At 67.7% G+C, this 26,069-nt stretch carries 24 protein-coding genes; 13 read left to right on the top strand and 11 right to left on the bottom strand.

The features are described 5' to 3' along the window. Positions 1–281: 281 nt before the first annotated feature. The 5 genes from HSX14_RS16900 to HSX14_RS16880 all read right to left on the bottom strand — a co-directional run bounded on the left by HSX14_RS16900 (position 282) and on the right by HSX14_RS16880 (position 7,607). The gene (locus tag HSX14_RS16900) at positions 282–1,676 is read right to left on the bottom strand and encodes an efflux transporter outer membrane subunit (RefSeq protein WP_173178080.1); all 1,395 of its coding nucleotides are present in this window, start codon (positions 1,674–1,676) and stop codon (positions 282–284) included. Continuing rightward, positions 1,673–4,861, bottom strand: a complete 3,189-nt coding sequence (locus HSX14_RS16895) for an efflux RND transporter permease subunit (protein WP_173178081.1) — start codon at positions 4,859–4,861, stop codon at positions 1,673–1,675. The genes HSX14_RS16900 and HSX14_RS16895 overlap by 4 nt, the downstream gene beginning before the upstream one ends. An 11-nt stretch (positions 4,862–4,872) precedes the next feature. Further along, on the bottom strand, positions 4,873–6,114 hold the full coding sequence (mexE, locus tag HSX14_RS16890) for a multidrug efflux RND transporter periplasmic adaptor subunit MexE (protein ID WP_173178082.1): 1,242 nt from the start codon (positions 6,112–6,114) through the stop codon (positions 4,873–4,875). Positions 6,115–6,207: 93 nt separating this feature from the next. Next, the gene (locus tag HSX14_RS16885; RefSeq protein ID WP_173178083.1) at positions 6,208–6,465 is read right to left on the bottom strand and encodes a hypothetical protein; all 258 of its coding nucleotides are present in this window, start codon (positions 6,463–6,465) and stop codon (positions 6,208–6,210) included. 224 nt (positions 6,466–6,689) lie between these two features. Beyond that, the gene (locus HSX14_RS16880) at positions 6,690–7,607 is read right to left on the bottom strand and encodes a LysR family transcriptional regulator (protein ID WP_228723450.1); all 918 of its coding nucleotides are present in this window, start codon (positions 7,605–7,607) and stop codon (positions 6,690–6,692) included. 166 nt (positions 7,608–7,773) lie between these two features. Here HSX14_RS16880 and HSX14_RS16875 point away from each other — a divergent pair, with 166 nt between their 5' ends. From HSX14_RS16875 to HSX14_RS16860, 4 genes are all read left to right on the top strand, one after another. Next, positions 7,774–8,793, top strand: coding sequence for a zinc-dependent alcohol dehydrogenase family protein (locus tag HSX14_RS16875; RefSeq protein ID WP_173178084.1), 1,020 nt, complete (start codon positions 7,774–7,776; stop codon positions 8,791–8,793). A 218-nt stretch (positions 8,794–9,011) separates the two neighbouring features. Further along, positions 9,012–9,938 carry an AraC family transcriptional regulator gene (locus tag HSX14_RS16870; protein ID WP_173178085.1) on the top strand — a complete coding sequence of 309 codons (927 nt, stop codon included), beginning with the start codon at positions 9,012–9,014 and terminating at the stop codon, positions 9,936–9,938. Positions 9,939–10,077: 139 nt separating this feature from the next. Further along, the gene (locus tag HSX14_RS16865; protein ID WP_173178086.1) at positions 10,078–10,536 is read left to right on the top strand and encodes a (2Fe-2S)-binding protein; all 459 of its coding nucleotides are present in this window, start codon (positions 10,078–10,080) and stop codon (positions 10,534–10,536) included. A gap of 11 nt (positions 10,537–10,547) precedes the next feature. Further along, entirely contained in the window at positions 10,548–12,785 is a 2,238-nt protein-coding gene (locus HSX14_RS16860; RefSeq protein WP_173178087.1) for a xanthine dehydrogenase family protein molybdopterin-binding subunit, read from the top strand. Positions 12,786–12,809: 24 nt separating this feature from the next. Here the strand turns inward: HSX14_RS16860 and ptrC are convergent, their stop codons facing one another. After that, a complete protein-coding gene (ptrC, locus tag HSX14_RS16855) occupies positions 12,810–13,001 on the bottom strand; it encodes a type III secretion system co-regulatory protein PtrC (RefSeq protein ID WP_173178088.1) in 192 nt (63 codons plus the stop codon). Between the two features lie 232 nt (positions 13,002–13,233). On the opposite strand from ptrC, the gene HSX14_RS16850 reads away from it, so the two are divergent. Further along, positions 13,234–14,238: a zinc-dependent alcohol dehydrogenase family protein gene (locus tag HSX14_RS16850; RefSeq protein WP_197970197.1), complete on the top strand. Its 1,005-nt coding sequence runs from the start codon at positions 13,234–13,236 to the stop codon at positions 14,236–14,238. A gap of 261 nt (positions 14,239–14,499) precedes the next feature. Here the strand turns inward: HSX14_RS16850 and HSX14_RS16845 are convergent, their stop codons facing one another. Then, positions 14,500–15,414 (bottom strand): LysR family transcriptional regulator, encoded by a 915-nt coding sequence (locus tag HSX14_RS16845; protein WP_173178089.1) that lies wholly within the window; start codon positions 15,412–15,414, stop codon positions 14,500–14,502. A 138-nt stretch (positions 15,415–15,552) separates the two neighbouring features. On the opposite strand from HSX14_RS16845, the gene HSX14_RS16840 reads away from it, so the two are divergent. Beyond that, on the top strand, positions 15,553–16,296 hold the full coding sequence (locus HSX14_RS16840; protein WP_173178090.1) for an SDR family oxidoreductase: 744 nt from the start codon (positions 15,553–15,555) through the stop codon (positions 16,294–16,296). Positions 16,297–16,389: 93 nt separating this feature from the next. Here HSX14_RS16840 and HSX14_RS16835 read toward each other — a convergent pair whose 3' ends face one another. Beyond that, positions 16,390–16,620, bottom strand: a complete 231-nt coding sequence (locus HSX14_RS16835) for a DUF2789 domain-containing protein (RefSeq protein WP_173178091.1) — start codon at positions 16,618–16,620, stop codon at positions 16,390–16,392. A gap of 132 nt (positions 16,621–16,752) precedes the next feature. Between HSX14_RS16835 and HSX14_RS16830 the strand changes: the two genes are divergently transcribed. Then, complete coding sequence (locus tag HSX14_RS16830) at positions 16,753–17,196, top strand: bleomycin resistance protein (RefSeq protein ID WP_373874713.1); 444 nt, start codon at positions 16,753–16,755, stop codon at positions 17,194–17,196. A 204-nt stretch (positions 17,197–17,400) separates the two neighbouring features. Next, a complete protein-coding gene (locus HSX14_RS16825) occupies positions 17,401–17,697 on the top strand; it encodes a hypothetical protein (protein WP_173178092.1) in 297 nt (98 codons plus the stop codon). A 62-nt stretch (positions 17,698–17,759) separates the two neighbouring features. Here the strand turns inward: HSX14_RS16825 and HSX14_RS16820 are convergent, their stop codons facing one another. Beyond that, positions 17,760–17,948 carry a hypothetical protein gene (locus tag HSX14_RS16820; protein ID WP_173178093.1) on the bottom strand — a complete coding sequence of 63 codons (189 nt, stop codon included), beginning with the start codon at positions 17,946–17,948 and terminating at the stop codon, positions 17,760–17,762. Between the two features lie 218 nt (positions 17,949–18,166). Here HSX14_RS16820 and HSX14_RS16815 point away from each other — a divergent pair, with 218 nt between their 5' ends. Genes HSX14_RS16815 through HSX14_RS16805 form a run of 3 tightly spaced genes read left to right on the top strand, consistent with a single transcriptional unit; the run spans position 18,167 to position 23,094 of the window. Next, the gene (locus HSX14_RS16815; RefSeq protein WP_173178094.1) at positions 18,167–19,237 is read left to right on the top strand and encodes an HlyD family secretion protein; all 1,071 of its coding nucleotides are present in this window, start codon (positions 18,167–18,169) and stop codon (positions 19,235–19,237) included. Continuing rightward, positions 19,237–21,966: a ribosome-associated ATPase/putative transporter RbbA gene (rbbA, locus tag HSX14_RS16810; RefSeq protein ID WP_173178095.1), complete on the top strand. Its 2,730-nt coding sequence runs from the start codon at positions 19,237–19,239 to the stop codon at positions 21,964–21,966. The genes HSX14_RS16815 and rbbA overlap by 1 nt, the downstream gene beginning before the upstream one ends. A gap of 3 nt (positions 21,967–21,969) precedes the next feature. Continuing rightward, positions 21,970–23,094 (top strand): ABC transporter permease, encoded by a 1,125-nt coding sequence (locus tag HSX14_RS16805; RefSeq protein WP_173178096.1) that lies wholly within the window; start codon positions 21,970–21,972, stop codon positions 23,092–23,094. Here the strand turns inward: HSX14_RS16805 and HSX14_RS16800 are convergent. Then, positions 23,091–23,711: a LysE family translocator gene (locus HSX14_RS16800; protein ID WP_173178097.1), complete on the bottom strand. Its 621-nt coding sequence runs from the start codon at positions 23,709–23,711 to the stop codon at positions 23,091–23,093. The genes HSX14_RS16805 and HSX14_RS16800 overlap by 4 nt on opposite strands. Before the next feature lie 131 nt (positions 23,712–23,842). Here HSX14_RS16800 and HSX14_RS16795 point away from each other — a divergent pair, with 131 nt between their 5' ends. After that, entirely contained in the window at positions 23,843–24,298 is a 456-nt protein-coding gene (locus HSX14_RS16795; RefSeq protein WP_173178098.1) for an Lrp/AsnC family transcriptional regulator, read from the top strand. Between the two features lie 130 nt (positions 24,299–24,428). Here the strand turns inward: HSX14_RS16795 and HSX14_RS16790 are convergent, their stop codons facing one another. After that, positions 24,429–24,953: a hypothetical protein gene (locus HSX14_RS16790; RefSeq protein WP_175384266.1), complete on the bottom strand. Its 525-nt coding sequence runs from the start codon at positions 24,951–24,953 to the stop codon at positions 24,429–24,431. A gap of 379 nt (positions 24,954–25,332) precedes the next feature. Here HSX14_RS16790 and HSX14_RS16785 point away from each other — a divergent pair, with 379 nt between their 5' ends. Then, positions 25,333–25,986 carry a YceH family protein gene (locus tag HSX14_RS16785; RefSeq protein ID WP_173178100.1) on the top strand — a complete coding sequence of 218 codons (654 nt, stop codon included), beginning with the start codon at positions 25,333–25,335 and terminating at the stop codon, positions 25,984–25,986. The last annotated feature ends 83 nt before the right edge of the window (positions 25,987–26,069 follow it).

Here is a 26,069-nt window from a genome sequence, read left to right as displayed (position 1 = left end):
TTCGCCGCCGGCAGCGGGCTGTGAATGGGGCGGGATGCCCCATCGCGAATGAATTCGCTCCCACGATGGAGCCGCGCGCTCCCTGTAGGGGCGAATTCATTCGCCCAGCAGGCCGCAGGTCTGCCATTGCGCCGTGCTTTTCGGCGGCACCACGGCGTTGGGCCTAGCTGCGCTCGGCGCCAACCTACGGTGGAACTCTTCAGGCAAAAAAAGCCCCGCGACAGGGGCACCGTCGCGGGGCGAGAGGTCGGCCGGGGGGCGGCCGAGCCAGGAGGAGAGGTTCAGGCCTGGGGCTGCCAGCCGCCGCCGAGGGCCTTGTAGATGGCGACGATGCCGCTGTAGAGCTCCACTTCGGCCTGGGCTTGGGCGTCTTCGGCGGCCAGGCGCTCGCGTTCGGCGTCCAGCAGCACGAGGAAGTCCACGGTGCCTTCGCGGTAGCGCACGGCGGCCTGCTGGGCGGCGGCGCGGGTGGCTTCCGACTGGCGGACCAGGGAGATCAGCCGCTGCTGGCGCTTGGCGTAGTCGCTGAAGGCGTTCTCGGACTCTTCCAGGGCCAGCAGCACCTGCTGCTCGTAACCGGCCAGGGCGCCGTCGGCCTCGGCTTCGGCACCGCGCAGGCGGGCCCGCACGCTGCCGAGGTCGAAAGCGGCCCAACTGATGGTCGGCGCCACGCCCCAGGCGCGGGCGGCGGAGGAGCCGATCTGCGAGCCGCGCCCGGCGGTGAAGCCGAGGAAGCCGGAGAGGCTGACGCGGGGGAACAGGTCCGCCGTGGCCACGCCGACATTGGCGGTGGCGGCGGCCAGTTGGCGCTCGGCGGCGGCGACGTCGGGGCGGCGACGCAGCAGCTCGGCGGGGTCGCCGATGGGCAGTTCCTTGGCGATCACCGGCAGCGGCTTGGGCGCCAGGTCCACGGTCAGCTGTTCCGGGCGCTGGCCGAGCAGGGTGGCGATGCGGTTGCGCGAGCGCACTTCGAGGGCCTGCAGTTGCGGCAGGGTGGCCTCGGTGGCGGCCAGGCGGCCGTCGGCGCGCAGCACGTCGAGCTCGTTGCCGACGCCGGCGTCACGCAACTGCTCGGTCAGGCCACGGGATTCCTGCTGGTTCTTCAGGTTCTCGCGGGCGATGCGTTCACGCAGCTGGGCGCCGCGCAGGTTGCCGTAGGCGTCCACCAGCTCGGCGATCAGGCTGACCTGCAGCTGTTGCAGCTCGGCCTGGGCGACGCCGATCTCGGCATCGCTGGCTTCGATCTGGCGCTGGATGCGGCCGAACAGGTCCAGCTCCCAGGCCATGTCCAGGCCCAGGTCGTAGCGCTCGGCGTTGACCCGTTGCTCGGTCTGGCCGGGCTGCTGGCCCTTGCCGACTTCGGCGCTGGCGCGGCTGGTGACGGTCGGCAGCTGGTCGTTGCCGACGTCGTCACGGATGGCGCGGGCGGCCCGCAGGCGGGCGAAGGCCACGCGCAGCTCGCGGTTCTGTTCGAGGGACTGCTGCACCAGCTGGTTCAGGGTCGGGTCGTCGAACTGTTGCCACCAGAGGGTTTCGAAGCGGGCGCGGTCGTAGTGGCCGGCGTCCGCGGCAGCGAGCCGCGCGGGCTCGCTGTCGGGGGCCTTGTAGTCCGGGCCCACGGCGCAGGCGCTCAAGGCGAGGGCCAGCAGGGCAGGGGCGAAAGCCTTGTTGATCATGCGTGCAGTTCCTTGAGTTTCTGGGCCTTGGCCGCCTTGCGGGCTTCGCCTTTCTCGACGAAGCCGCGGATCAGCACATAGAACACGGGGGTCAGCAGCAGGCCGAAGAAGGTCACGCCGATCATCCCGCTGAACACCGCTACACCCATGGCGTGGCGCATCTCGGCGCCGGCACCGGAGGAGAGCACCAGGGGCACCACGCCCATGATGAAGGCGATGGAGGTCATCAGGATCGGGCGCAGACGCAGGCGGCAGGCTTCCAGTACCGCAGCCAGGCGGTCGAGGCCTTCTTCCTGTTTCTCCTTGGCGAACTCGACGATGAGGATGGCGTTCTTGCACGCCAGGCCCACCAGGACGATCAGGCCGATCTGGGTGAAGATGTTGTTGTCGCTACCGGCGAGGATCACCCCGACGATGGCGGAGAACAGCACGGTCGGCACGATCAGGATCACCGCCAGCGGCAGGCTCCAGCTTTCGTACTGGGCGGCCAGCACCAGGAAGGCCAGCAGCACGCAGAGCGGGAAGATGAAGATCGCGGTGTTGCCGGCGAGGATCTGCTGGTAGGTCAGGTCCGTCCATTCGTAGGTCATGCCGTTGGGCAGCTCGTCCTGCAGCAGCTTGGCGATCGCCGCCTCGGCCTGGCCGGAGCTGTAGCCGGGGGCCGCAGCGCCATTGATCTCGGCGGTGATGAAGCCGTTGTAGTGCATCACGCGGTCGGGACCGGAGGCGTTGTCGACCTTGACGAAGGTGGACAGCGGGATCATCTCGCCACGGTTGTTGCGCACCTTCAACTGGCCGATCTGCTCGGGTTCGAGGCGGAACGGCTGGTCGGCCTGGACGTTGACCTGGTAGGTGCGGCCGAAGCGGTTGAAGTCGTTCGCATACAGCGAGCCGAGGTAGACCTGCATGGTGTCGAAGATGTCGCTGATGGCGACGCCGTGGGTCTTGGCCTTCTCGCGGTCGATGTTGGCATCCACCTGCGGGACGTTGACCTGGTAGCTGGTGAACACCGACATGGGGTTCAGCTCGGGGAGCTGGCGCGCCTTGTTGATGATGTTCTGGGTCTGCTTGTACAGCTCCTCGTAGCCCAGGTTGCCGCGATCCTCCACCTGCAGGCGGAAGCCGCCGATGGTGCCGAGGCCTTGTACGGGCGGCGGCGGGAAGATGGCGATGTAGGCGTCCTGGATGCCGGCGAACTCCTTGTTCAGCTCGGCGGCGATGGCCCCGGCGGACATGGACGGGTCCTTGCGCTCATCGAAGGGCTTGAGCGGGGTGAACACGATGCCGCTGTTGGGGCTGTTGGTGAAGCCGTTGATCGACAGGCCGGGGAAGGCCACGGTGTTTTCCACGCCCGGGTGCTTGGAGGCGATCTCGGACATGCGCTTGATCACGGCCTCGGTGCGATCCAGGGTCGCGGCGTCGGGCAGTTGGGCGAAGGCCACCAGGTACTGCTTGTCCTGCTGCGGCACGAAGCCGGCCGGGGTGCTGGAGAAGCCCATGTAGCCGAGCACCAGGATCCCGCCGTAGACCAGCAGGGCCACCGAACTGCCGCGCAGCACGCGGCGCACGGTGCCGACGTAGCCGTTGCCGGCACGCTCGAAGACGCGGTTGAACGGGCCGAAAAGCCAGCCACCGAAGAGCTTGTCGAGGATGCGCGAGAAGCGGTCCTTGGGCGCGTGGTGGTCCTTCAGCAGCACGGCGGCGAGCGCCGGGGACAGGGTCAGCGAGTTGAAGGCCGAGATCACGGTGGAGATGGCGATGGTCAGGGCGAACTGCTGGTAGAACTGCCCGGTGAGGCCGGAGATGAAGGCGGTGGGCACGAACACGGCGCACAGCACGAGGGCGGTGGCGACGATGGGGCCGGTCACTTCCTTCATGGCCTGGCGGGTGGCGTCCACCGGCGACTTGCCGAGGCCGATGTTCCGCTCGACGTTCTCTACGACGACGATGGCGTCGTCCACCACGATGCCGATGGCCAGTACCAGGCCGAACAGCGACAGGGCGTTGAGGGAGAAGCCGAACAGGTGCATCACCGCGAAGGTGCCGATCAGCGAGACCGGTACGGCCACCAGCGGGATGATCGAGGCGCGCCAGGTCTGCAGGAACAGGATCACTACCAGCACGACGAGCACGATGGCTTCGAGCAGGGTGTGCACCACCGCTTCGATGGAGCCGCGCACGAAGATGGTCGGGTCATAGACGATTTCGTAGTCCATGCCCTGGGGGAAGCTCTTCTTCAGCTCGGCCATGCGGTTGCGCACGGAGTCGGAGATTTCGATGGCGTTGGAGCCGGGGCGCTGGAACACCGGGATGGCCACGGCCGGCTGGTTGTTCAGCAGCGAGCGCAGGGCGTACTGGCTGGAGCCCAGCTCGATGCGCGCCACGTCCCGCAGGCGGGTGATCTCGCCGTCGTCGCCGGCACGGATGATGATGTTCTCGAACTCTTCCTCGGTGACCAGGCGGCCCTGGGTGTTGATCGAGAGCTGGAAGCTGTTGCCGGCATCGGACGGCGGCGCACCGAGGGCACCGGCGGCGACCTGGCGGTTCTGCTCGCGGATGGCGTTGACCACGTCGGTGGCGGTGAGGTTGCGCGAGGCCACCTTGTTCGGGTCCAGCCAGACGCGCAGGGAGTAGTTGCCCATGCCGAACAGCTGCACGTCGCCCACGCCGTCCAGGCGGGCCAGCTCGTCCTTCACGTTGAGCGCGGCGTAGTTGGACAGGTAGAGCATGTCGTAGCGGTTATCGGGCGAGGTCAGGTGCACCACCATGGTCAGGTCCGGGGAGGCCTTGTCCACGGTCACGCCGAGCCGCTGCACCTCGGTGGGCAGGGTGGGCATGGTGCGGGTGACGCGGTTCTGCACCTGCACCTGGGCGTTGTCCAGGTCGGTGCCCAGGGCGAAGGTGATGGTCAGGGTCAGCTTGCCGTCGTTGGTGGACTGGGAGGACATGTAGAGCATGCCCTCGACGCCGACGATGGCCTGCTCCAGGGGCGAGGCCACGGTCTCGCCGATCACCTTGGGGTTGGCGCCGGGGAAGTTGGCGCGTACCACCACCGTGGGCGGAACCACTTCGGGGTATTCGCTGATGGGCAGCTGGAACAGCGAGATGGCGCCGCCGATCAGGATCAGCAGCGACAGCACGGCGGCGAAGATCGGCCGCAGGATGAAGAACTGGGAAAAATTCATGTCGTGCTACCTCAACCGCGCGGAGCGACGGCAGGTTTGGCGTTCTGTTCGGCGACGCGGGGCGCGTCGCGGCTTTCCACGCTCTGGCGCAGGCGGGCCAGTTCGGCGAGGGTGCTCTCGTCGGCCATGGGCACGGACTGCGGATCGACGGTGGCGCCGGGCATGGTGTGCTGCAGGCCGTTGACCACGATCTTCTCGCCCTTGGCCAGGCCGTTGCGGATGATGCGCAGGCCCTGGACCTTCGGGCCGAGCTCGATGGAGCGGTAGGCGACCGTGTTGTTCTCGCCCAGCACCAGCACGAACTTCTTGCCCAGGTCGGTGCCGATGGCGTCGTCCTTGATCAGCGCGGCGGGGTAGGTTTCGCTGCCCACCAGCTTGATGCGGGCATAGAGGCCGGGGGTGAAGCGGCCGTCCTTGTTGTCGAACACGGCGCGGCCACGGATGGTGCCGGTGCGCGGGTTGACCTGGTTGTCGAGGAAGTCCAGCTGGCCCAGGTGCGGGTTGCCGGTCTCGCTGGTCAGGCCCAGGTAGACGGGGCTGGCGCCACGGGCGTCGCCGCCGGCCTGGCGGGCCAGTTCGACGTACTTGAGGAAGACGCGCTCGTCGGCATCGAAGTAGGCGTAGACCTTGTCGGTGGACACCACCGAGGTCAGCAGCGACTGGCCGGCGTTGACCAGGTTGCCTTCGGTGATCTCGGCGCGGCTGACGCGGCCGTCGATGGGCGAGGTGATGCGGGTGAAGCTGAGGTTGAGCTTGGCGTTGTCCAGCTCGGCCTGGGTGGCGGCGACGGCGGCCTGGGCTTCCAGGGCGGCGCTGCTGCGGGCATCGGCCAGCTCGGCGGAGATGGCGTTGCTCTGGCGCAGGCGGTCACCGCGACGGGCTTCGTTCAGCGCGCGGGTCTGGCTGGCGCGGGCTTGTTGCAGCTGGGCTTCGAGGCGTTTCACTTCGGCCTGGAAGGGGCGCGGGTCGATCTGGAAGAGCAGGTCGCCCTTCTTCACCAGGCTGCCTTCGCGGAAGGACACGCTGTCGATATAGCCGGAAACGCGCGGGCGGATCTCGACGGATTCCGGTGCCTCCAGGCGGCCGGTGAATTCGTCCCATTCGTTGATCGGCTGTTGCAGCACTTCGGCCACGCTGACCTTGGCGGCAGCGGGTGCAAGCGTGGCTTCGGGGGCTTTACCGCACGCCACCAGCACCAGCAGGGATGCGAGGGTGAGGCCGGTTCGCCAGGTGGATTTCGTGGACTGTTCCATGTGTAGCTCCGCCAATTGGATTTGTAGATGGGCGGAGTCTGCTGGCTGGCTCGTTCGCGCACGAATCGAACGCCACGAAGATAAATATCACCGTCAGTGATGAATCGCTTTTTTCCATTGATAGTAAGTGGCTTGCCCTGGAAAACCGCCCTGGAATGGGGATTTCAGCGGTCCGCTGCACGGTTTTCGAGCATTCACGGGATTGCTTGCAACGGCGAATCGGGGCGGTTCTATCGATAGAAGCGAATGACTGTTGCTTTTCATCGATTCGGGGCGCGCGCGGGTGCTTCTTGTAGGCGCGAATTCATTCGCGATGCCTTTCGCGGTTGAAACCGCTCCCATCAGTGTCATGGCGGGCTCCGCTGGTGGATGAAAAAAGCGTCATCCACCCTATGCAGCGGTCGCGTACGTGCGGCGGGGCTGTAGGGGCGACTTCAGTCGCCAAGCGGTGCTGTAGGAGCGAGCTCTGCTCGCGAAGCTTTGGCGCGGCGACCATGGGTGGGCTGAAGCGGAACACCGCCCGGCCCACCTTACGGGTTCGGTGGCGCGGGGAGCGCTGCGCACGCGGGTGCGGATCACTCCAGGCTGTCCGGGTCGCCGCAGTACATCTGGATGCGCGAGCGCAGCCAGCGCTCGGCGGGGTCGTTGTCCTGGGCGCCGCGCCAGGCCATGGACAGTTCGAAGGCGCGGCTGCCGTAGGGCGGGTCCTCCACGCGCAGGCCGCCGGCGGCGGTGAGGGCGGCGGCGGTGTAGTCGGGCACCACGGCGACGATGTCGGTCCCGGCGAGCAGGGCGCCGAGGCCGTTGAACTGGGGCACGGCCAGCACCACGCGGCGCTTGCGTCCCAGTTTCTCCAGCTCCTCGTCGACGAAGCCGGACAAGTCGCCCGCATAGGACACCAGCGCGTGGGGGCGCGCGCAGTAGTCCTCCAGGCTCAGCGGCCCGGGTACGGCGTCGGCACGCAGGAGCTTGGACTTGGAGCGGCGGATGGTCTTGCGCTTGGCGTTGGCCGGCAGCTCGTCGGTGTAGCTGACACCCACGGAGATCTCGCCGGAGGCGAGCAGGTTGGGCATCAGCAGGTAGTTGGTGCGGCGCACCACCAGCACCACGCCCGGCGCTTCGGCACGCAGGCGGCGGAGCAGGGCGGGCAGCAGGCCGAACTCGACGTCGTCGGAAAGGCCGATGCGGAACACCGCGTTGCTGGTGGCCGGGTCGAAATCGGCGGCCCGGCTGACGGCCGTGGAGATGGAGTCCAGGGCTGGGGAGAGCAGGGCGAAGATCTCCACCGCGCGGGCGGACGGCTCCATGCTGCGGCCGGTGCGCACGAACAGCGGGTCATCGAAGAGGGTACGCAGCCGCGCGAGGGCGGCGCTGATGGCGGGCTGGCCGAGGAAGAGCTTCTCCGCCGCCCGTGTCACGCTGCGCTCATGCATGAGCGTCTCGAACACGATCAGTAGATTGAGGTCAACTCTACGTAGGTCGTTCCTGTTCATGCAGGGCTACTTCCGAAATGAGTGTGTGAAAAATGAGGCTCTGCAGCGCGGTCGTCAAGGCTCACATCATCCGCGTTTATGACAACTATTGATGCGCGCGGGTGGTTTTAGGGATAAAGCCCGGATAGAGTCCATGGCCATGACAGAGTCACAGGCGAGGTGTGTGATGTCCCGCATGATCCGTTTTCATCAATTCGGCGAGGCCGATGTGCTCAAGCTGGAAGAGCTGCCCACCCCCAAACCGGGGTTCGGCGAAGTTCTGGTGCGCACCCAGGCGCTGGGCGTCAGTTGGAAAGACGTGCTCTGGCGGCAGAACCTGGCCTCCGAACAGGCCCGGCTGCCTGCCGGGCTCGGCTTCGAGCTGGCCGGTGTGGTAGAGACCGTCGGCGAAGGCGTCGACGACCTGCAGCCCGGCATGGCCGTGGCCAGCTTTCCGTCCGCCACCCCCAATACCTATCCGGCCTGGGGCGACATCGTGCTGATGCCGCGCCGCGCCCTGACCCGCTACCCGGACGTGCTGACCCCGGTCGAGGCCGCCGTGCACTACACGCCGCTGCTGCTGGGCTACTTCGCCCTGGTCGAGCTGGCCAAGGTCAAGCCCGGGCAGCACGTGCTGATCACCGAGGCCGGGCATTGCCTGGCACCGCAATCGGTGCAGCTGGCCAAGGCGCTGGGGGCGATCGTCATCGCCTCCACCAGCTACCCGGAGAGCCGCCCGTTCCTTAAAGAGCTGGGCGCCGACAAGGTCATCGTCACCGAGGAGCAGGACCTGGTCCTGGAGGTCGAGCGCTTCACCGCCGGCAAGGGCGTCGAAGTGGTGCTGGACCAGTGCGCCGGCCCGCAGATGAAGCTGCTGGGCGATGTCGCCTCGCCGCGCGGCAAGTTGATCCTCTATGGCATCAACGGTGGCAACGATGCGGCCTTCCCGGCCTGCGCCGCCTTCAAGAAGCACCTGCAGTTCTTCCGCCACTGCGTGATGGATTTCACCGGTGATCCGGAAACCGGCCTGGAGCGTGACGAGGCTGCCGTGCAGCGGGCCCTGGCCCACATCAACCAGATGACCGGCGACCGCCTGCTCAAGCCGAGCATCGACCGGGTCTTCGAGTTCGCCGACTTCGTCGAGGCGAGCCGCTACATGGAAACCTGCCCGGCCGGTGGCCGCGTGGTGATCCACGTCGCCGACTGAACCGCGACTGCTGTACCCGATCCGGCGCCTTGTGCGCCGGATTTCGTTTGGGCGGCATCGGCCCGGGGTCGAAGGGGCGCCAGTCTGCGACTGCCGGTGGCCGCTTCGGTAGCAGGATTCTGCAGAATCATTGCCTGATCCTGCCGAAGTGTTTCCGGACCCGAGACGCGCCCCGCGCGCGCAAGTAGAGTTGTCGCCTGATCCGGAGGGCTGAAACCATGACCACACCCGCAACCCTCGAAGAGCAGGGGCAAAGCGCTCCCCTGGGCGCGCAGGCACGCCTCGCACGATTGATTGAACGATTCACCCGGGAAGATGGCGTCAATGAAACGCCGATCCCGCGCCTGTCGCTGTTCCGCGCCAGCGCTGCCACCGAGCCCATCCACTGTCTCTACGAGCCCGCCCTGGGCATCGTGGTGCAGGGCCGCAAGCAGGCCATGCTCAACGACGAGACTTACATCTATGGCCAATCCCAGTACCTGATCGTCTCCCTCGATTTGCCGGTGATCGGCCAGATCCTCGATGCCAGCCCCGAGGTGCCCTACCTCGGCCTGCGCCTGAACCTGGAGCCCGCGCTCATCAGCCAGATGCTCCTGGAGATGGAGCGTTCGCCCATGGTCACCAGCTCCGCGCGGGGCATCTCGGTGTGCAGCCTGGACGAGCCGCTGCAGGATGCGCTGATCCGCCTGGTGAGCCTGCTCGACACCCCGGATGACATCGCCGTGCTGGCGCCGCTGGTCGAGCGCGAGATCCTCTATCGCCTGCTGCTGGGCGAGCGCAGCGCGCAACTGCGCCAGATCGCCTGCGTCGGCAGCCACACCCAGCGCATCGCCAAGGCCGTCAGCTGGTTGAAGAACAACTATCACCGCCCGTTGCAGATCGGCGCCCTGGCCGGTGAGGTGAACATGAGCACCTCGGCGCTGCACCATCACTTCAAGTCGGTCACCGCCATGAGCCCGCTGCAGTTCCAGAAGCAGCTGCGCCTGCAGGAGGCGCGCCGGCTGATGCTCTCCGAGGCGCTGGACGCCGCCACCGCCGGCAGCCGCGTTGGCTACGAGAGCCCCTCGCAGTTCAGCCGCGAATACAGCCGTCTGTTCGGCGAGCCGCCACAGCGCGATATCGCCCGCCTGCGCCAGAGCGCCTGATACCGCTCCGCTGGTCGTCCCGACGCCGCAAAGGCGCAGGGATGGCCGGCGAGCTTCTACCCTGAAACAACCGTGCCCTGAACCGGCCCGACCGTGGCCGGCGCCCCATGAATCCATACCCGTAGAGGTGGAAAAGCCGATGATCACCCTGAACCTGAATGGTCAAGACAAGGAACTCGATATCGCCCCCGACATGCCGCTGCTCTGGGCATTGCGCGACGTCGCCGAGATGACCGGCACCAAGTACGGCTGCGGCATGGCCCTGTGCGGGGCCTGCACCGTGCACGTGGATGGCCAGCCGACGCGGGCCTGTATCACGCCGGTATCCATGCTGGTGGGCAAGAAGGTCACCACCATCGAGGCGGTGGGCGAGGGCGAAGTGGGCAAGGCGGTGCAGGAAGCCTGGCGCAAGCTCGACGTGGTGCAGTGCGGCTACTGCCAGTCGGGGCAGATCATGGCGGCCACGGCTCTGCTGGCGGGCAACCGCAAACCCAGCGACGCCGACATCGATGCCGCCATGAGCGGCAACATCTGCCGCTGCGCCACCTATGTGCGCATCCGTGCGGCCATCCACGAAGCAGCCGGCCAGCTGGCCTGAGGAACGACGACATGGGCAAGATCGAAACCCAGAGCACGCCGGGCAACGGCATCCTCAACATCAGCCGGCGGACCTTCCTCCAGGGCAGCGGCGGGCTGGCCCTGGGCGTGCTCTTCTCGCCGCTCCTGGACGCTGCCGAGATGTTCGCCGCCGATGCGCGCTTCGAACCCAATGCCTTCGTGCGCATCGCTCGCGACGGCACCGTGACCGTGGTCGCCAAGCACGTGGAAATGGGGCAGGGCGCCTACACCGGCCTCGCCACCCTGGTGGCCGAGGAGCTGGATGCCGACTGGAGCCGGGTGGTGGTCGAAGGCGCGCCGGCCAACGCCGCCGTCTACAACAACCTGGCCTTCGGCACCCTTCAGGGCACCGGTGGCAGCAGCGCCATGGCCAACTCCTTCGAGCAGATGCGCAAGGCCGGGGCCAGCGCCCGCGCCATGCTGGTGGCCGCCGCCGCCAAGAAGTGGAAGGTGCCGGCCGAGGCCATCACCGTCAGCGATGGCGTGGTCGCCCATGCCGCCTCCGGCAACAAGGCCGGCTTCGGCGAGCTGGCCGAGGCGGCCGCGCAGGAATCGGTGCCCACCGAGGTGAAGCTCAAGCAGCCAAAGGACTTCAAGCTCATCGGCCAGATGACCGCCAAGCGCAAGGACAGCCACGACAAGACCAACGGCAGTGCCGTCTTCACCCAGGATTTCAAGCTGCCCGGCATGCTGGTGGCGGTGGTCGCCTACCCGCCGCGCTTCGGCGGCGTGCCGAAGACGGTGGACGCGAGCAAGGCCAAGGCCATCGCCGGTGTGGTGGAGGTGGTCGAGTTCCGCGACCTGCCCCATGGCCGCGCCGGGGTCGCCGTGCTGGCGAAGAACACCTGGGCCGCGCGCCAGGGGCGCGACGCGCTGGTCATCGAATGGGACGAGAGCAAGGCCTTCAAACTGGGCAGCGCCGAGATCTTCGCCAAATACCGCGAGAGCGCTGGCAAGCCCGGGCTGATGGCCACGCGCACCGGTGACGTGGAGGCCGCGCTGGCCAAGCCGGCGAAGCTGATCGAGGCGGACTTCGAATTCCCCTACCTGGCCCACGCGGCGATGGAGCCGATGAACTGCCTGGTCCGGCTTTCCGACGGTGCCTGCGAGCTGTGGAACGGCGAGCAGTGGCAGACCGGCGACCAGGTGACGGTGGCCAAGTACCTGGGCATCCCCGTGGAGAAGGTCGCCATCACCCAGCTCTACGCCGGCGGCAGCTTCGGCCGCCGCGCCAACCCGCTTTCCGACTACCCGCTGGAGGCGGTGGCGGTGGCCAAGGCTGCGCGCGACAAAGGCATCAAGGCGCCGGTGAAGCTGGTCTGGACCCGCGAGGACGACACCCGGGGCGGCTACTACCGCCCGGCCTACCTGCACCGCGCGCGCCTGGCGCTGGACGCCGAGGGCAAGCTGCTGGCCTGGCATCACCGCATCGTCGGCCAGTCCATCATCAAGGGCACCGGCATGGAGTCCTTCCTGATCAAGGACGGCATCGACAACACCTCGGTAGAAGGGCTGGCGAACCTCTCCTACGCCGTGCCCAACCTGCAGGTGGAGCTGGCCACCCCCGAGGACATCCACGTCCCGGTGCAGTGGTGGCGCTCGGTGGGCCACACCCACACCGGTTTCGCTGCCGAGGTGCTGATCGACGAAGCGGCGACCACCGCCGGCAAGGACCCGTACGACTACCGCCACGCGCTGCTGGAGAAGCATCCGCGCCATCGTGGCGTGCTGGAACTGGTGGCGGACAAGGCGGGCTGGAAGCAGCCGCTCAAGGCCGGTGGCGAAGGCGAGAAGCGGGGTCGCGGGATCGCCGTGCACGAATCCTTCGGCAGCTACGTGGCCCAGGTGGTGGAAGTGACGGTGAAGGCCGATGGCGCCTACAAGGTGGATCGCGTGGTCTGCGCCGTGGATTGCGGCGTGCCGATCAACCCCGATGTGATCCGGGCGCAGATGGAAGGTGGTATCGGCTTTGGCCTGGCGGCGGCGCTGCACAGCGCGGTGACGCTGAAGGACGGAGTGGTGGAGCAATCCAACTTCCACGACTTCCAGGTGTTGCGGATCAACGAGATGCCGGCCGTGGAGGTGCACATCCTGCCGTCCACCGAGCAGCCCACCGGTGTGGGTGAACCCGGGGTGCCGCCCCTGGCGCCGGCACTGGCCAACGCCCTGCATGCGGCGGTGGGCGTGCGCTTGCGGACCCTGCCGTTCCCCGCCCAGGTCAAGGCCTGAGGCGGCGCGACCGGGCCGCCGGAATCAGGCGGCCTGGTTGCGGATCAGCTGGCGCAGGGCACGACGCTCGGCGATGGGCGTCGGGGCCTGGAGCATCTCGAAGGTGCCGTCCTCCTGGCACACGGCGACTTCGGTTTCGAAGTGCAGATGGAATTCATCCAGGGTGACGTGGGTGACCAGGTAGCTGCTGTCGACGAATTTCGAGTGGGCGGTCATGGCTGGCATCTCGGTTCATGGGGCACAAGGCCGATGAGCGAATCTTGCCGGTGCGCTGGCAATCGGAGAATTGAAAGGGGCTGATGGTGAGTATCAGCGACGTCGATGCTTGCCGTTGCGCTGACGCCCGGTGGGGCGGCGTGCCTGTTTCCTCGCCCTCGCGGCGGCTCTATAGTGGGCGCCGGATGCCGGGCCAGGCCCCGGCGAAGCTGATTGCCAAGGAGTGAATCCCATGTCGAACCCCGTCAAAATGCGCGCCCTCGTGCTCGAGGATTACCAGAGCGGCCGTTTCACCCAGCAGGAGATCGCCCGCCCGGTCGCCGGCGAGGGGCAGGTCCTGGTGCGTATCGAGGCCAGCGGGGTCAACCCCATCGACTACAAGATCCGCACCGGCCGGGCGCCCTATGCCGACCCGGTGCTGCCGGCGGTGCTCGGCACCGAGCTGGCCGGCGTGGTCGAGGCGGTGGGTGCGGGCGTCAGCCGCTTCAAGGTCGGTGACGAGGTCTACGGCCTGGTCGGCGGCGTGCGCGGCCTGCAAGGCACCCTGGCCGAATTCGCCGCGGTGGACTGGCGCCTGCTGGCGCTGAAGCCGAAGAACCTGAGCATGCGCGAAGCCGCGGCACTGCCGCTGGTGTTCCTCACCGCCTGGGAAGGCCTGGTGGACAGCGCGCGCCTGCACGCCGGGCAGACGGTGCTGGTCACCGGTGGCTCCGGCGGCGTGGGCCATATCGCCGTGCAGATCGCCAAGGCCTTCGGGGCCGAGGTCTTCGCCACCGCTTCGCCGGCCAAGCACGAGATGGTGCGCGGGCTGGGCGCCACGCCCATCGACTACCACACCACCAAGGCGGCCGATTACGTTGCGGCCTTCACCGGTGGCAAGGGCTTCGACGTGGTCTACGACACCGTGGGCGGCAGTTCCCTCGACGACGCCCTGGAGTCGGTGCGCATCCGCGGCCATGTGGTCAGCTGTGCCGCCTTCGGCACCCACAGCCTGGCGCCATCCTCGCTGCGGGCGGCGACCGTCAATGGCGTGTTCGTGTTGCTGCCGATGCTCATCGGCGAAGGCCGCGCCCACCACGGCGAAGTCCTCGCCGACGCCACGCGCCTGGTGGAGGCCGGCAAGCTCAAACCCATCCTCGACCCGCGCCGTTTCACCCTGGCCACGGCCCACGACGCCCACGACGCGGTGGAGCAGGGTACGGCCTTCGGCAAGATCGTCATCGATATCGCCGAGTGATCCCGCAGCTGCAGCCGTCGGATGGGTAGGGCCGTGCGAACCCCATGCACTGGCGGCCACGGGATCGATGGGTTTCGCTGCGCTCTACGCCATCCTACGAGGCCCGCTTGGGTGCAACCCGCGATTTTCCGTTCACGATGCGCCGGGTTTCATCTGAGCTACGGGTTCCCCGCGTGGGAGCGAATTCATTCGCGATGACCCAACACGCCGGTGCATCACCAAGCCGGCGGATCGATGGGTTCCGCGGCGCTCTACGCCATCCTACGGCTCCAGCGGCACCCATCGCGGGTCGGAAAGCCGTTCCACCAGGCGGTCGAACACCCGCCTTACCCGTGGCGATACCGGCCCGCGCTGGGGCCGGTAGACGAACATCTCCCAGGACGGCGATTCGTCGTCGACCAGCACCCGAACCAGGCGTCCGCTGCGGATGTGCGGGGTGACCAGGTAGCTGGGCAGTTGCCCGAAGCCGACGCCCGCCAGCACCGCCTCGCATTCGCACTCCTGGTCGTCGGTGGTGAAGGCGGCACGCTGCGGTTGCAGCTGGCGGCCCTCGGCGAAGGTCCAGGGCCAGAGGCGCCCGGTATTGCCGTCGATCAGCGCGGTGGTCGGCAGCCGGTTCAGGGCGTCGGTGTCTTCCGGGGCGCCGACGCGCTCGACCAGTGCCGGCGCACCCACCACGTACAGCGGCACGGTCGCCGTGGGGCGCGCGATGTAGCGGCGGTCGCGGATGAAGCCCATGCGCACGCCGATGTCGATCTGCTCGTCGACCGAGTCGGTCATCTGGTCCGAGAGGCGCATGTCCAGCACGATCTCCGGGTGCTCGCGCTGCAACTCGGCCAAGAGCGGCAGCACGAAGCGCCGGCCGATCGAACGCGGTGCGGTGACGCCCACGCGGCCGGCCATCTCGTCCCGGCCGCGGCGGACGTGGCGCTGGAACAGCTGGTCGAAGCTGCCCAGTGTCTCCCGCGCCTGGGCTGCCAGCAGTTCGCCGTAGGCGGTGATCTGCACCTGGCGCGTGCTGCGATGGAACAGCGGCTCGCCCACCAGTTGCTCCAGGTCCTTGATCGCCCGGGTCACCGTCTGCGGTGAGGCGCCGAGGCGCGTGGCGGCTTCGCGGAAGCTGGCGGACTCGGCGGCGATGCAGAAGATGCGCAGCATTTCCATTCGGTTGAGCATGTCGGCGGCCTTCGGATTGTTCCTGATCCTGGAATTCCGCAATCCTAATCCTTCCATTCCCTGGGCGTCATCGGATTTCCATACTGGCCTCCAGCAGCAGGAACCCCTCCTGCCGGCAGCCAACCTGAGGAACCCGACATGAGCAGCAACATCAACGGCAAAGTCATCGTCATCACCGGCGCCAGCAGCGGCCTCGGCGAAGCCACCGCCCGCCACCTGGCCGCCCTGGGCGCCTCGGTGGTGCTCGGGGCGCGCCGCGTCGACCGTCTCGACGCGCTGGTCAGCGAAATCACCGCTGCCGGCGGCAAGGCCGTGGCCTTCGCCACCGACGTCACCGACCCGGCGCAGGTCCGCGCCCTGGTGCAGGGCGGCATCGACGCCTTCGGCCGCATCGACGTACTGGTCAACAACGCCGGCCTGATGGCCATCGCGCCGCTCTCCGAAACCCCGGTGGAGGAGTGGGACCGCATGATCGACATCAACATCAAGGGCGTGCTCTACGGCATCGCGGCGGCGCTGCCGGTGTTCCAGGCACAGCGCAGCGGCCAGTTCATCAACGTCGCCTCGGTGGCCGGCCACAAGGTGTTCAGCCCGGGCGGCACCGTGTACAGCGGCACCAAGTTCGCCGTGCGGGCCATCAGCGACGGCCTGCGTCATGAAGTGGGCGGCGACATCCGCGTCACCGTCATCTCCCCCGGCGCGGTGGATTCGGAACTGAAGCTGGGCAGCTCCCACGAGGAAAGCCGCCAGGCCCTGGGCGAGTTCTACAAGCTGGCGATCCCCGCCGAATCCGTCGCCCGGGCCATCGCCTATGCGGTGGAACAACCGGCGGACGTGGACATCAGCGAAGTGGTGCTGCGCCCGACCGTGCAGGACTTCTGATCGAGCGGGCGTACCTGCGCAGCGAAACGAAACGGCCCCCAGGGGCCGTTTTTTCATTTGAACGTGGACGTGCTTCCCTGGCTGTTCGCCGATTCACTTCGACAAACGCACCGCCAGCTCGTCCACCTCCACGGCCCAGTCGGCGTCCTGCACCAGGGCGTTGCGCAGGAAGGCGCTCTGGGCGTCGTTCCAGAAGGGCGCTTCGTGGATCTTCTGCCCGTCGGCGAGGGGGTGGTCGGCGATGAAGGCTTCGATCCTGTCGTGCCCGGACTCCAGGCCGAGCTGCTCGAAGAGGGTGGCGAGGTTGTGCGGGGTCGTATCCATGGAGGGCTCCGTTACGGATGGGAAAGATGCAGGGACTATAGACCCGCGCCCCACGCTTTTAGTGTCGGTGAATCCTGCGCTAAGGTGGCGCGCCCGCCCATGCGGGGTGGGCACCCGAGCAAGGAACCCATCATGCATTTCAATGCCCTGGTCCCGGAGTTGCTGGTCGTCGATTTCGCCCGCAGCCTGGATTTCTACTGCCGTGTCCTGGGGTTCGAAGTGGCGTACCAGCGCCCCGAGCACCGCTTCGCCTACCTGCGCTTCGGCGAGGCCCAGCTGATGCTGGAGGAGGACGACGGCGAGGCCTCGGAGTGGCGGGTCGAGCCTCTGGAAGCGCCGTTCGGGCGCGGACTCAACCTGTCGATCCGATGCGCCGACGCGCTGGCGTTGATCGCGCGCATCGAGGCGGCCGGGGTGAGGTTGCGGCGCGGAGCCGAGGAGCGCTGGTACCGCCAGGACGAGCAGGCGCACGGTGAACTCAATTTCCTCCTGCAGGACCCGGACGGCTACCTGCTGCGCTTCCACCAGAGCCTGGGGATGCGCGCGTTCGGCGGAGCTTTGCCGCCTGGTGCGTGACGGGGGCATGGGCACTGCTTCAGTGGGTCCCCGCGTTCGCGGGGATGACAGGTGGCGGCGAGCTTGCAGCCCGCTGTCACCCTCGCGAGCGCTGGGGCAGGGCGAGCGAACGCACGTGAAATCTTTGCCGACGCCACGGAACCCGCGCCGCTGCGCTGGTTCAAATCGGCACTGATTCCTTCACATGCCGATTCCGGAGCTGTCATGCGTACCCACACCAAACTTCTGTTGGCAGGCCTTTGCTTCCTTCCCCTGGCCGGTTGCTTCAAGGGCGAAGTCGACCAGTCGGTGCTTTGCACCTACAGCTCCGATGCCGAGGCGCGCCAGTGCAAGGAAGGCGAGCTGTCCTGGTTCAAGCCGGCCCGCTGGAGCAACGAGCAGCTGCCCCTGAGCGTTGCCGCGGCGTACTGCAACTTCAACCACGAGGTGATGTACAACAACGCAGGCGTCATCTGCGTGTTCACCGAGAAGCGCATGAGCCTGGTGAAGAACAGCCAGTAACCCCGCCGGGCGCCCACAAAAAAGCCAGCATCACGCTGGCTTTTTTGTGCCGGTGCGCCGGATCAGCGCTTGCCCATCGAACGGCGCGAGCCGCGCGGTGCCGCGCCGGGGCGCTGGCCGCGGTCGTGGGTCTTGAGGGTCTGGTACCAGGGCACGTTCTGCTTCTTAACGGCCTTGGCCGGGGCGGCCGCCTCGGCGCTGCCTTCGGTCTGGGGCTGTTGCTCGGGGCGGGTGGTTTCGCTGGTGTTCATGGTCGGTCCGGGGGCGCATGGGCGCCGGTTTGATCGTGGTTGGCCGTGTTCGAGGCGCGCAATCATACATCAAGTCGTTTGCGACTGCCGTGGCTTCGGCTGGATGGAAACCGAGCCGGAAGAGGCCGGAAAAGACCCGACCTGACATGAGTCAAAGTGACTCATTGCCGTTTGGCGGATGATTTCCCCATCGAAATCCAGCCATTCGGGATACCAAGATGAAGCAGCCAAGCAAGCAGAAACTGACCTGGGCGGCGGCGCTGCTGGCCGCCGTGGCGGTGGCCGCCGGCGCCTGGTGGGTGCTGCGGCCGGTCGGCCTGGGCGAGGGGTTTGCCAGCGGCAACGGGCGGATCGAAGCCACCGAGGTGGACGTGGCGACCAAGCTCGCCGGCCGCGTGGCCGAGATCATGGTGGATGAGGGCGACTTCCTCACCCCCGGCCAGCCGGTGGCGCAGATGGACACCCAGGTGCTGCAGGCGCAGCTGGCCCAGGCCCAGGCGCAGGTGCGCCAGGCCGAGAACGCGCGGCTCACCGCCCAGGCGCTGGTGGCCCAGCGTGAGAGCGAGCAGGCCACGGCCAAGGCGGTGGTCAGCCAGCGCGAGGCGGAACTGGTGGCCACCCAGAAGCGCTTCGCCCGTACCGAGACCCTGGTCAAGCGCAACGCCATGCCCCAGCAGCAACTGGACGACGACCGCGCGGTGATGCAGAGCGCCCAGGCGGCACTGGCCGCCTCGCGCTCCCAGGTGATCTCCGCCCAGGCCGGCATCGAGGCGGCCAAGTCCCAGGTGATCGAGGCGCAGTCGGCCATCGAGGCGGCCAATGCCAGCGTCGCCCGCCTGCAGGCGGACATCGACGACTGCCTGCTCAAGGCCCCCCGCGCCGGCCGCGTGCAGTACCGCGTGGCGCAGCCGGGCGAAGTGCTGCCGGCCGGCGGCAAGCTGCTCAACCTGGTGGACCTGGGCGACGTCTACATGACCTTCTTCCTGCCCGCCGGCCAGGCCGGGCGCGTGCACCTGGGCGACGAGGTGCGGCTGATCATCGACGCGGTGCCGCAGTACGTGATCCCCGCCAAGGTCTCCTACGTGGCCAGCGTCGCCCAGTTCACGCCGAAGTCCGTGGAGACCGCCAGCGAGCGCGAGAAGCTGATGTTCCGCGTCAAGGCGCGCATCGACCCGGCGCTGCTCAAGCAGCACATGACCGCCGTGAAGACCGGCGTGCCCGGCATGGCCTACCTGCGCCTGGATGCCGAACGGCAATGGCCGCAGCACCTGCAGGTGAAGGTGCCCTGATGAACGCCTCCGACGGCGGCGTCGCCCGCCTGGCCGGGGTCAGCCTGGCCTACGGCGAGACCTTCGCCCTGCGCGAGGTCGACCTGGTGATCCCCGCCAACCGCATGGTGGGCCTGATCGGTCCGGACGGCGTCGGCAAGTCCAGCCTGCTGGCGTTGCTGGCCGGCGCGCGGAAGATGCAGCAGGGCGAGATCGACGTGCTGGGCGGCGACATGCGCTCGGCTCGCCACCGCCGCGCCATCTGCCAGCGCGTCGCCTACATGCCCCAGGGGCTGGGCAAGAACCTCTACCCGACGCTGACGGTGTTCGAGAACCTGGATTTCTTCGGCCGCCTGTTCGGCCACGACCGCGCCGAGCGCGAGCGACGCATCGACGACCTGCTGCGCAGCACCGGCCTCGACCCGTTCCGCGAGCGCCCGGCGGGCAAGCTCTCCGGCGGCATGAAGCAGAAGCTCGGCCTGTGCTGCGCACTGATCCACGACCCGGACCTGCTGATCCTCGACGAGCCCACCACCGGCGTCGACCCATTGTCGCGCAACCAGTTCTGGGAGCTGATCGGCCGCATCCGCCAGGGCCGCGACGGCATGAGCGTGCTGGTGGCCACCGCCTACATGGAGGAGGCCGAGCGCTTCGACAGCCTGGTGGCGATGGACGCCGGGCGCGTGCTGGCCACCGGCAGCCCCGCCGAGATCCGCACGCAGACCGGCACCGACAGCCTGGAAGCGGCCTTCATCGCCCTGCTGCCGGAGGAGAAGCGCCGCGACCACCGCCGCCTGGTGATCCCGCCGTTGCCAAAAGGCGAGCGCGCCGTGGCCATCGAGGCGGACGGGCTGACCTGCCGCTTCGGCGAGTTCGTCGCCGTCGACCGCGTCAGCTTCCGCATCGAGCGCGGGGAGATCTTCGGTTTCCTCGGCTCCAATGGCTGCGGCAAGTCCACCACCATGAAGATGCTCACCGGCCTGCTGCCCGCCAGCGAAGGCAGTTGCGCGCTGTTCGGCCAGCCGGTGGATGCCGGCGACATGGCCACGCGGCGGCGCGTGGGCTACATGTCCCAGGCGTTCTCCCTGTACCGCGAACTGACGGTGCGGCAGAACCTGGTGCTGCATGCGCGGCTGTTCCACCTGCCGGCCGAGCGCATCGAGGCACGGGTGGCGGCGATGATGCAGCGCTTCGACCTGGCGGGCGTGGCCGACGAGCTGCCCGACGCGCTGCCGCTGGGCATCCGCCAGCGCCTGTCCCTGGCGGTCGCGGTGATCCACGAGCCGGAGATCCTCATCCTCGACGAGCCCACGTCCGGGGTCGACCCGGTGGCCCGCGACGGATTCTGGGAACTGATGATCGACCTGTCGCGCAACGATGGCGTGACCATCTTCATCTCCACCCACTTCATGAACGAGGCCGAGCGTTGCGACCGCATCTCGCTGATGCACGCCGGCCGCGTGCTGGCCAGCGACACCCCGGCGAACCTGGTGGCCGCTCGCGGCCTGCCGAGCCTGGAGGCGACCTTCATCGCCTACCTGGAGGAGGCCGCCGGCATCGCCGGCAAGGCCCCTGCCGAGGCGGCCCCGGCGACCCGGCCGACGGAAACCGCCCGTGCCGGGCACGGCTTCAGAGCGCAGCGGCTGTTCAGCTATGCGCGGCGCGAGGCCATGGAGCTGCGCCGCGACCCGATCCGCCTGACCCTGGCACTGCTCGGCACCGTGCTGCTGATGTTCATCATCGGCTACGGCATCAGCATGGACGTCGAGGACCTTTCCTATGCGGTGCTCGACCGCGACCAGACCACCACCAGCCAGGCCTACGCACTGAACCTCTCCGGCTCGCGCTACTTCATCGAGCGCGCGCCGATCCAGGACTACGCGGAACTGGAGCGGCGCATGCGCAGCGGCGAGCTGAGCCTGGCCGTGGAGATCCCGCCCGGCTACGGCCGTGACCTGAAGCGTGGCGCCAGCCCCGCCATCGGCGTGTGGATCGACGGCTCTATGCCGACCCGCGCCAATACCGTCGCCGGCTACGTGCAGGGCATGCACCTGGGCTACCTCGCCGAGCTGGCCCGGCAGTCGCCCGAAGGGGGCGGCCAGAGTGCCGCCAGCGTCGAGGTGCGCTACCGCTACAACCCGGATGTGGAAAGCCTCAAGGCCATGGTGCCGGCGGTGATCCCGCTGCTGCTGATCATGATCCCGGCGATGCTCACCGCCCTGGGCGTTGTGCGCGAGAAGGAGCTGGGCTCGATCACCAACCTCTACGTCACGCCGGTCACGCGGCTGGAGTTCCTGCTGGGCAAGCAGCTGCCCTACGTGGCGATGGGCATGGTCAGCTTCCTGCTGATGGTGGCCCTGGCGGTGTTCGTGTTCGGCGTGCCGCTCAAGGGCAGCTTCCCGACCCTGGTGCTCGCCGCGCTGTGCTACGTCACGGCCGCCACCGGGCTCGGCCTGTTCCTCTCCACCTTCATGCGCAGCCAGATCGCCGCGGTATTCGGCGTCGCCATCGCCACCATGGTGCCGGCCATCCAGTTCTCCGGGCTGGTGCACCCGGTGTCGTCCTTGGAAGGCACGGCGGCGCTGATCGGCCAGGCCTATCCCGCCACCCATTTCCTCATCATCAGCCGGGGCGTGTTCTCCAAGGCGCTGGGCTTCGCCGACCTGGCCTACTACTTCGTGCCGCTGCTGCTGACCATCCCGTTGCTCACCCTGTTCAGCGTGCTCGCGCTGAAGAAACAGGAGGCCTGACCCATGCGCAGCCTGGCCAACATCTTCAACCTCGGGCTCAAGGAATTCCGCAGCCTGCAGCGCGACTACGCGATGCTGGTGCTGATCCTCTGGGCCTTCAGCCTGGGCGTGTACAGCTCCGCCACCGGCATCCCGGAAACCCTGCACCATGCGCCCATCGCGGTGGTCGACGAGGACCGCTCGCAGCTCTCCACGCGCCTGGTCAACGCCTTCCAGCCACCGTACTTCCGCGTGCCCGAGCTGATCGACCAGGGGCGCATGGACCGGGGCATGGACACCGGCCTCTACACCTTCACCCTGGACATCCCGCCCGACTTCCAGCGCGACGTGCTCGCCGGCCGCAACCCGGCGGTGCAGCTCAACGTCGACGCCACGCAGATCGGCCAGGCCTTCAGCGGCGCGGGCTACATCCAGAACATCGTTTCCACCGAGGTCAACGAGTTCGTCGCCCGCTACCGGGGGGCGAAGGCGATGCCGGCGGAGCTGACGGTACGCACGCTGTTCAACCCCAACCTGACCCAGGCCTGGTTTGGCGGAGTGATGGAGGTGATCAACCAGATCACCATGCTGTCGATCATCCTCACCGGCGCGGCCCTGATCCGCGAGCGCGAGCACGGCACCGTCGAGCACCTGCTGGTGATGCCGCTGTCGGCGTTCGAGATCATGCTGGCCAAGGTCTGGTCCATGGGCGCGGTGGTGCTGGTGGCCGCCGCGCTGTCGCTGGTGTTCGTGGTGCGCGGCTGGCTGGCGGTGCCCATCGAGGGCTCGCTGGGGCTGTTCCTGGTGGCGGCGGCGCTGCACCTGTTCGCCACCACGTCGATGGGCATCTTCCTCGGCACCGTGGCGCGTTCGATGCCGCAGCTGGGGCTGCTGACCATCCTGGTGCTGATGCCGCTTCAGATCCTTTCCGGGGGCACCACCCCGCGCGAAAGCATGCCCGAGCTGGTGCAGCAGATCATGCTGGCGGCGCCCACCACCCACTTCGTCGCCCTGGCCCAGGGCATCCTCTATCGCGGCGCGGGGCTGGACATCGTCTGGCCGCAGTTCCTGGCCATCATCGGCATCGGCAGCGCCTTCTTCTTCGCCGCCCTGACCCGGTTCCGCCGGACCATCACCCAGATGGCCTAGGCGGCCAGGACCCGCGCCAGCTGCCAGGCGGCGAAACCGAGCAGGAACAGCCCGGCCGCCTGGTCGACACGGCGCAGCAGGCCAGCGTCCAGGTGGTGGCGCACGGCGGCCACGCCCAGCGCCAGGGCCAGCCACCACAGCGCCGAGCCGCAGAACACCCCGGCGACCATCAGCAGCGCGCTCGCCGTACCGGGCGTCGCGCCGGCACCGAGGCCGGCGAAGACCGCGATGAAGGCGAGGATCGTCATGGGGTTGGTGAGCGTCAGCGCGAAGACCGATGCCAGTGCCTTCCAGCCGTTGCCGGGCTCGACCAGGGCGGCGGCGCGGCGGGCCGGCGTGGCGCGCAGCAGGCGCAGGCCCATCCAGGCGAGGAAGCCCGAACCGACCAGCGCCAGTGGCGTGGCCAGCGCGACGAAGGCCTGGATCAGCGCCTGCACCCCGAACGCCCCCAGGGCTCCGAAACAGGCGTCCGCCAGCGCGGCGCCCAGGCCGCTGAGAAAGCCGATGCGGGCGCCGTGGTCCAGGCTGCGCTGGATGCAGAGCAGGCCCACAGGGCCCACGGGGGCGGCGATCGAGAGGCCGATCAGGGCGGATTTGAAGAACAGCGTGAGGTCCATCCGGGCCACCGGTGAGGTCATTGGGATGGCCTTATTCTGCGGAGCTGATGCCGATCTTTGAATGCAGTAACTATGGTAATTATCAGGCTTTGCCTGAATTGCTTACGTGAATTTCGATAGGGGCCTAAAAAATGGAGCTCGATGCCAAATCCTGGAAAATCCTCCAGGCCATTCAGGACGAAGGGCGTATTTCGCTCACCGAACTGGCCAGCCGGGTGGCGCTTTCACTGCCGGCGACATCGGAGCGCCTCAAGCGCCTCGAAGAGTCCGGGGTGATCGAGGGCTATCGCGCCTGCGTGTCCGCCGAGCATGCCGGCTACGAGGTGATGGCGTTGATCGGCATGACCACGCCCCAGCCGGACAAGGCACGCCTGGTGGCGCTGCTGCAGCAGATGCCGGAGGTGCTGGAATGCCTGCATGTGACGGGGCAGGACTCGTTCATCCTGCGGGTGGTGACGCGCAATATCCGCCACCTGGAACGCTTCGTCGGCAGCATCAACCACTTCGGCGAGACGCGGACGTCCATCGTGATGTCGGCGCCGATTCCGCTGCGCCCTCTGCAGCCACCGGCTACGGCGTCGGAGTGACGGCTGGAAAAGCGGACGGGTAGAAGCACTGAAGGCGCCTCAAGGGCGCCTTCAGCATTTACGGGCTGGGTACATCGCTCAGACCTCGCACGGGATTCCTGGGTCGGATTGCAACCTGTGCAGCGGCCTGTCAGGAGAAGCGGAAGCCCGGGGTGCGGTCGGAACCGTCTTCGGCAACACGGAAGCCCGGGGTGCGGTCGGAGCCGTCTTCAGCGACACGGAAGCCAGGAGTACGGTCGGAGCCGTCTTCAGCGACACGGAAGCCCGGAGTGCGGTCGGAACCGTCTTCGGCGACACGGAAGCCCGGGGTGCGGTCGGAGCCGTCTTCGGCGACGCGGAAACCCGGAGTGCGGTCGGAACCGTCTTCGGCGACACGGAAGCCGGGAGTGCGGTCGGAACCGTCTTCGGCGACGCGGAAGCCGGGAGTGCGGTCGGAGCCGTCTTCGGCGACACGGAAGCCGGGAGTGCGGTCGGAGCCGTCTTCGGCGACACGGAAGCCCGGAGTGCGGTCGGAGCCATCTTCAGCCAGGCGATTGATGGTGCGCTCGGCGCCACTGGCGACTGTCTGCTGGGTCTGGGCGGCGCCTTGGGGCAGGGCGAACGCGGTAGCGGACAGGGAAGCGATGAACAGGATGGCAAGGATTTGCTTTTTCATTTTGGGTGCCTCGTGATTTCAAGTGGGGTTGAAAGTGAACACGGGGCCAATGTTACGGATGAAAAATCGATAAAGAAGTGGATATCGGTAATGGTCTACATCGATCCCGTCGATAGTTGAATTGGCATGCTTTGGAATCAATGGCTTACGTCATGAAATAGGGTGTTCTCAGGCCGTTGAAACCTTACGTAAAAGACTTTTTCGCCAAATGATAACAATCTATTAATTCGATTGATTTGCTTGATCACGGCACTTTCCGGGCGTCGCGGCCGGTTGGGCTGTTCAGGGAAGCGAACAGCTGAGTCCAGGGGCGCAACGCGGTGCAAAGGAGCGGGGAGTCACGCTAGGCTATGGCCCTTTCCCACCATCGGATGGCGACATGTCCAGCGAGATCGAAACCCCCTTCAGCAACGAGCCCCTTTCCGCCGTCGAGGTCCGCCTGCTCGGCAGCCTGATCGAGAAGCAGGCCACCACGCCGGAGTCCTACCCGCTGACCCTCAATGCGCTGGTCCTGGCCAGCAACCAGAAGACCAGCCGCGAGCCGGTGATGAACCTGACCGCAGGCCAGGTGGGGCAGGGCATGCGGGTGCTCGAGGGGCGCGGGCTCGCGCGGCTGGTGATGGGCAGCCGGGCCGACCGCTGGGAGCAGCGCGCGGAGAAGACCCTGGAGCTGGTGCACGGCCAGTTGATCCTGCTCGGCCTGTTGCTGCTGCGCGGCCCGCAGACCCTCAACGAGCTGCTGACCCGCAGCGGCCGCATGCATGAGTTCGACGACGTCGAGCAGGTGCAGCACAACCTCGAACGCCTCGCTGCGCGTGGCCTCGTCACCCTGATCCCGCGCCAGTCGGGCCAGCGCGAGGATCGCTACATGCACCTGCTGGGCGAGAAGGCCGACCTCGAAGAGCTGCTGGCCGCGCGGCAGAGCGCCCCGGAGCGCAGCGAGAGCCGTGCCGCCAGCGACTCGCGCATCGAGCAGCTGGAGGCCCGCGTCGCCGAACTCGAAGAGCGCCTGGCGCGCCTCGAAGCCCGCTGATTACCCTTCTGCGCAACTCTTTGTCGCCTGGCGCGTTTCGCCGTGCCGGGCGACCTGCCATCCTTTCGCGCAACCCTGATACC

This window comes from Pseudomonas tohonis (assembly GCF_012767755.2).
Taxonomy (GTDB): domain Bacteria; phylum Pseudomonadota; class Gammaproteobacteria; order Pseudomonadales; family Pseudomonadaceae; genus Metapseudomonas; species Metapseudomonas tohonis.
Note: the sequence above shows the minus strand (reverse complement) of the source record. Positions and strands in the feature narration are given on the sequence as shown.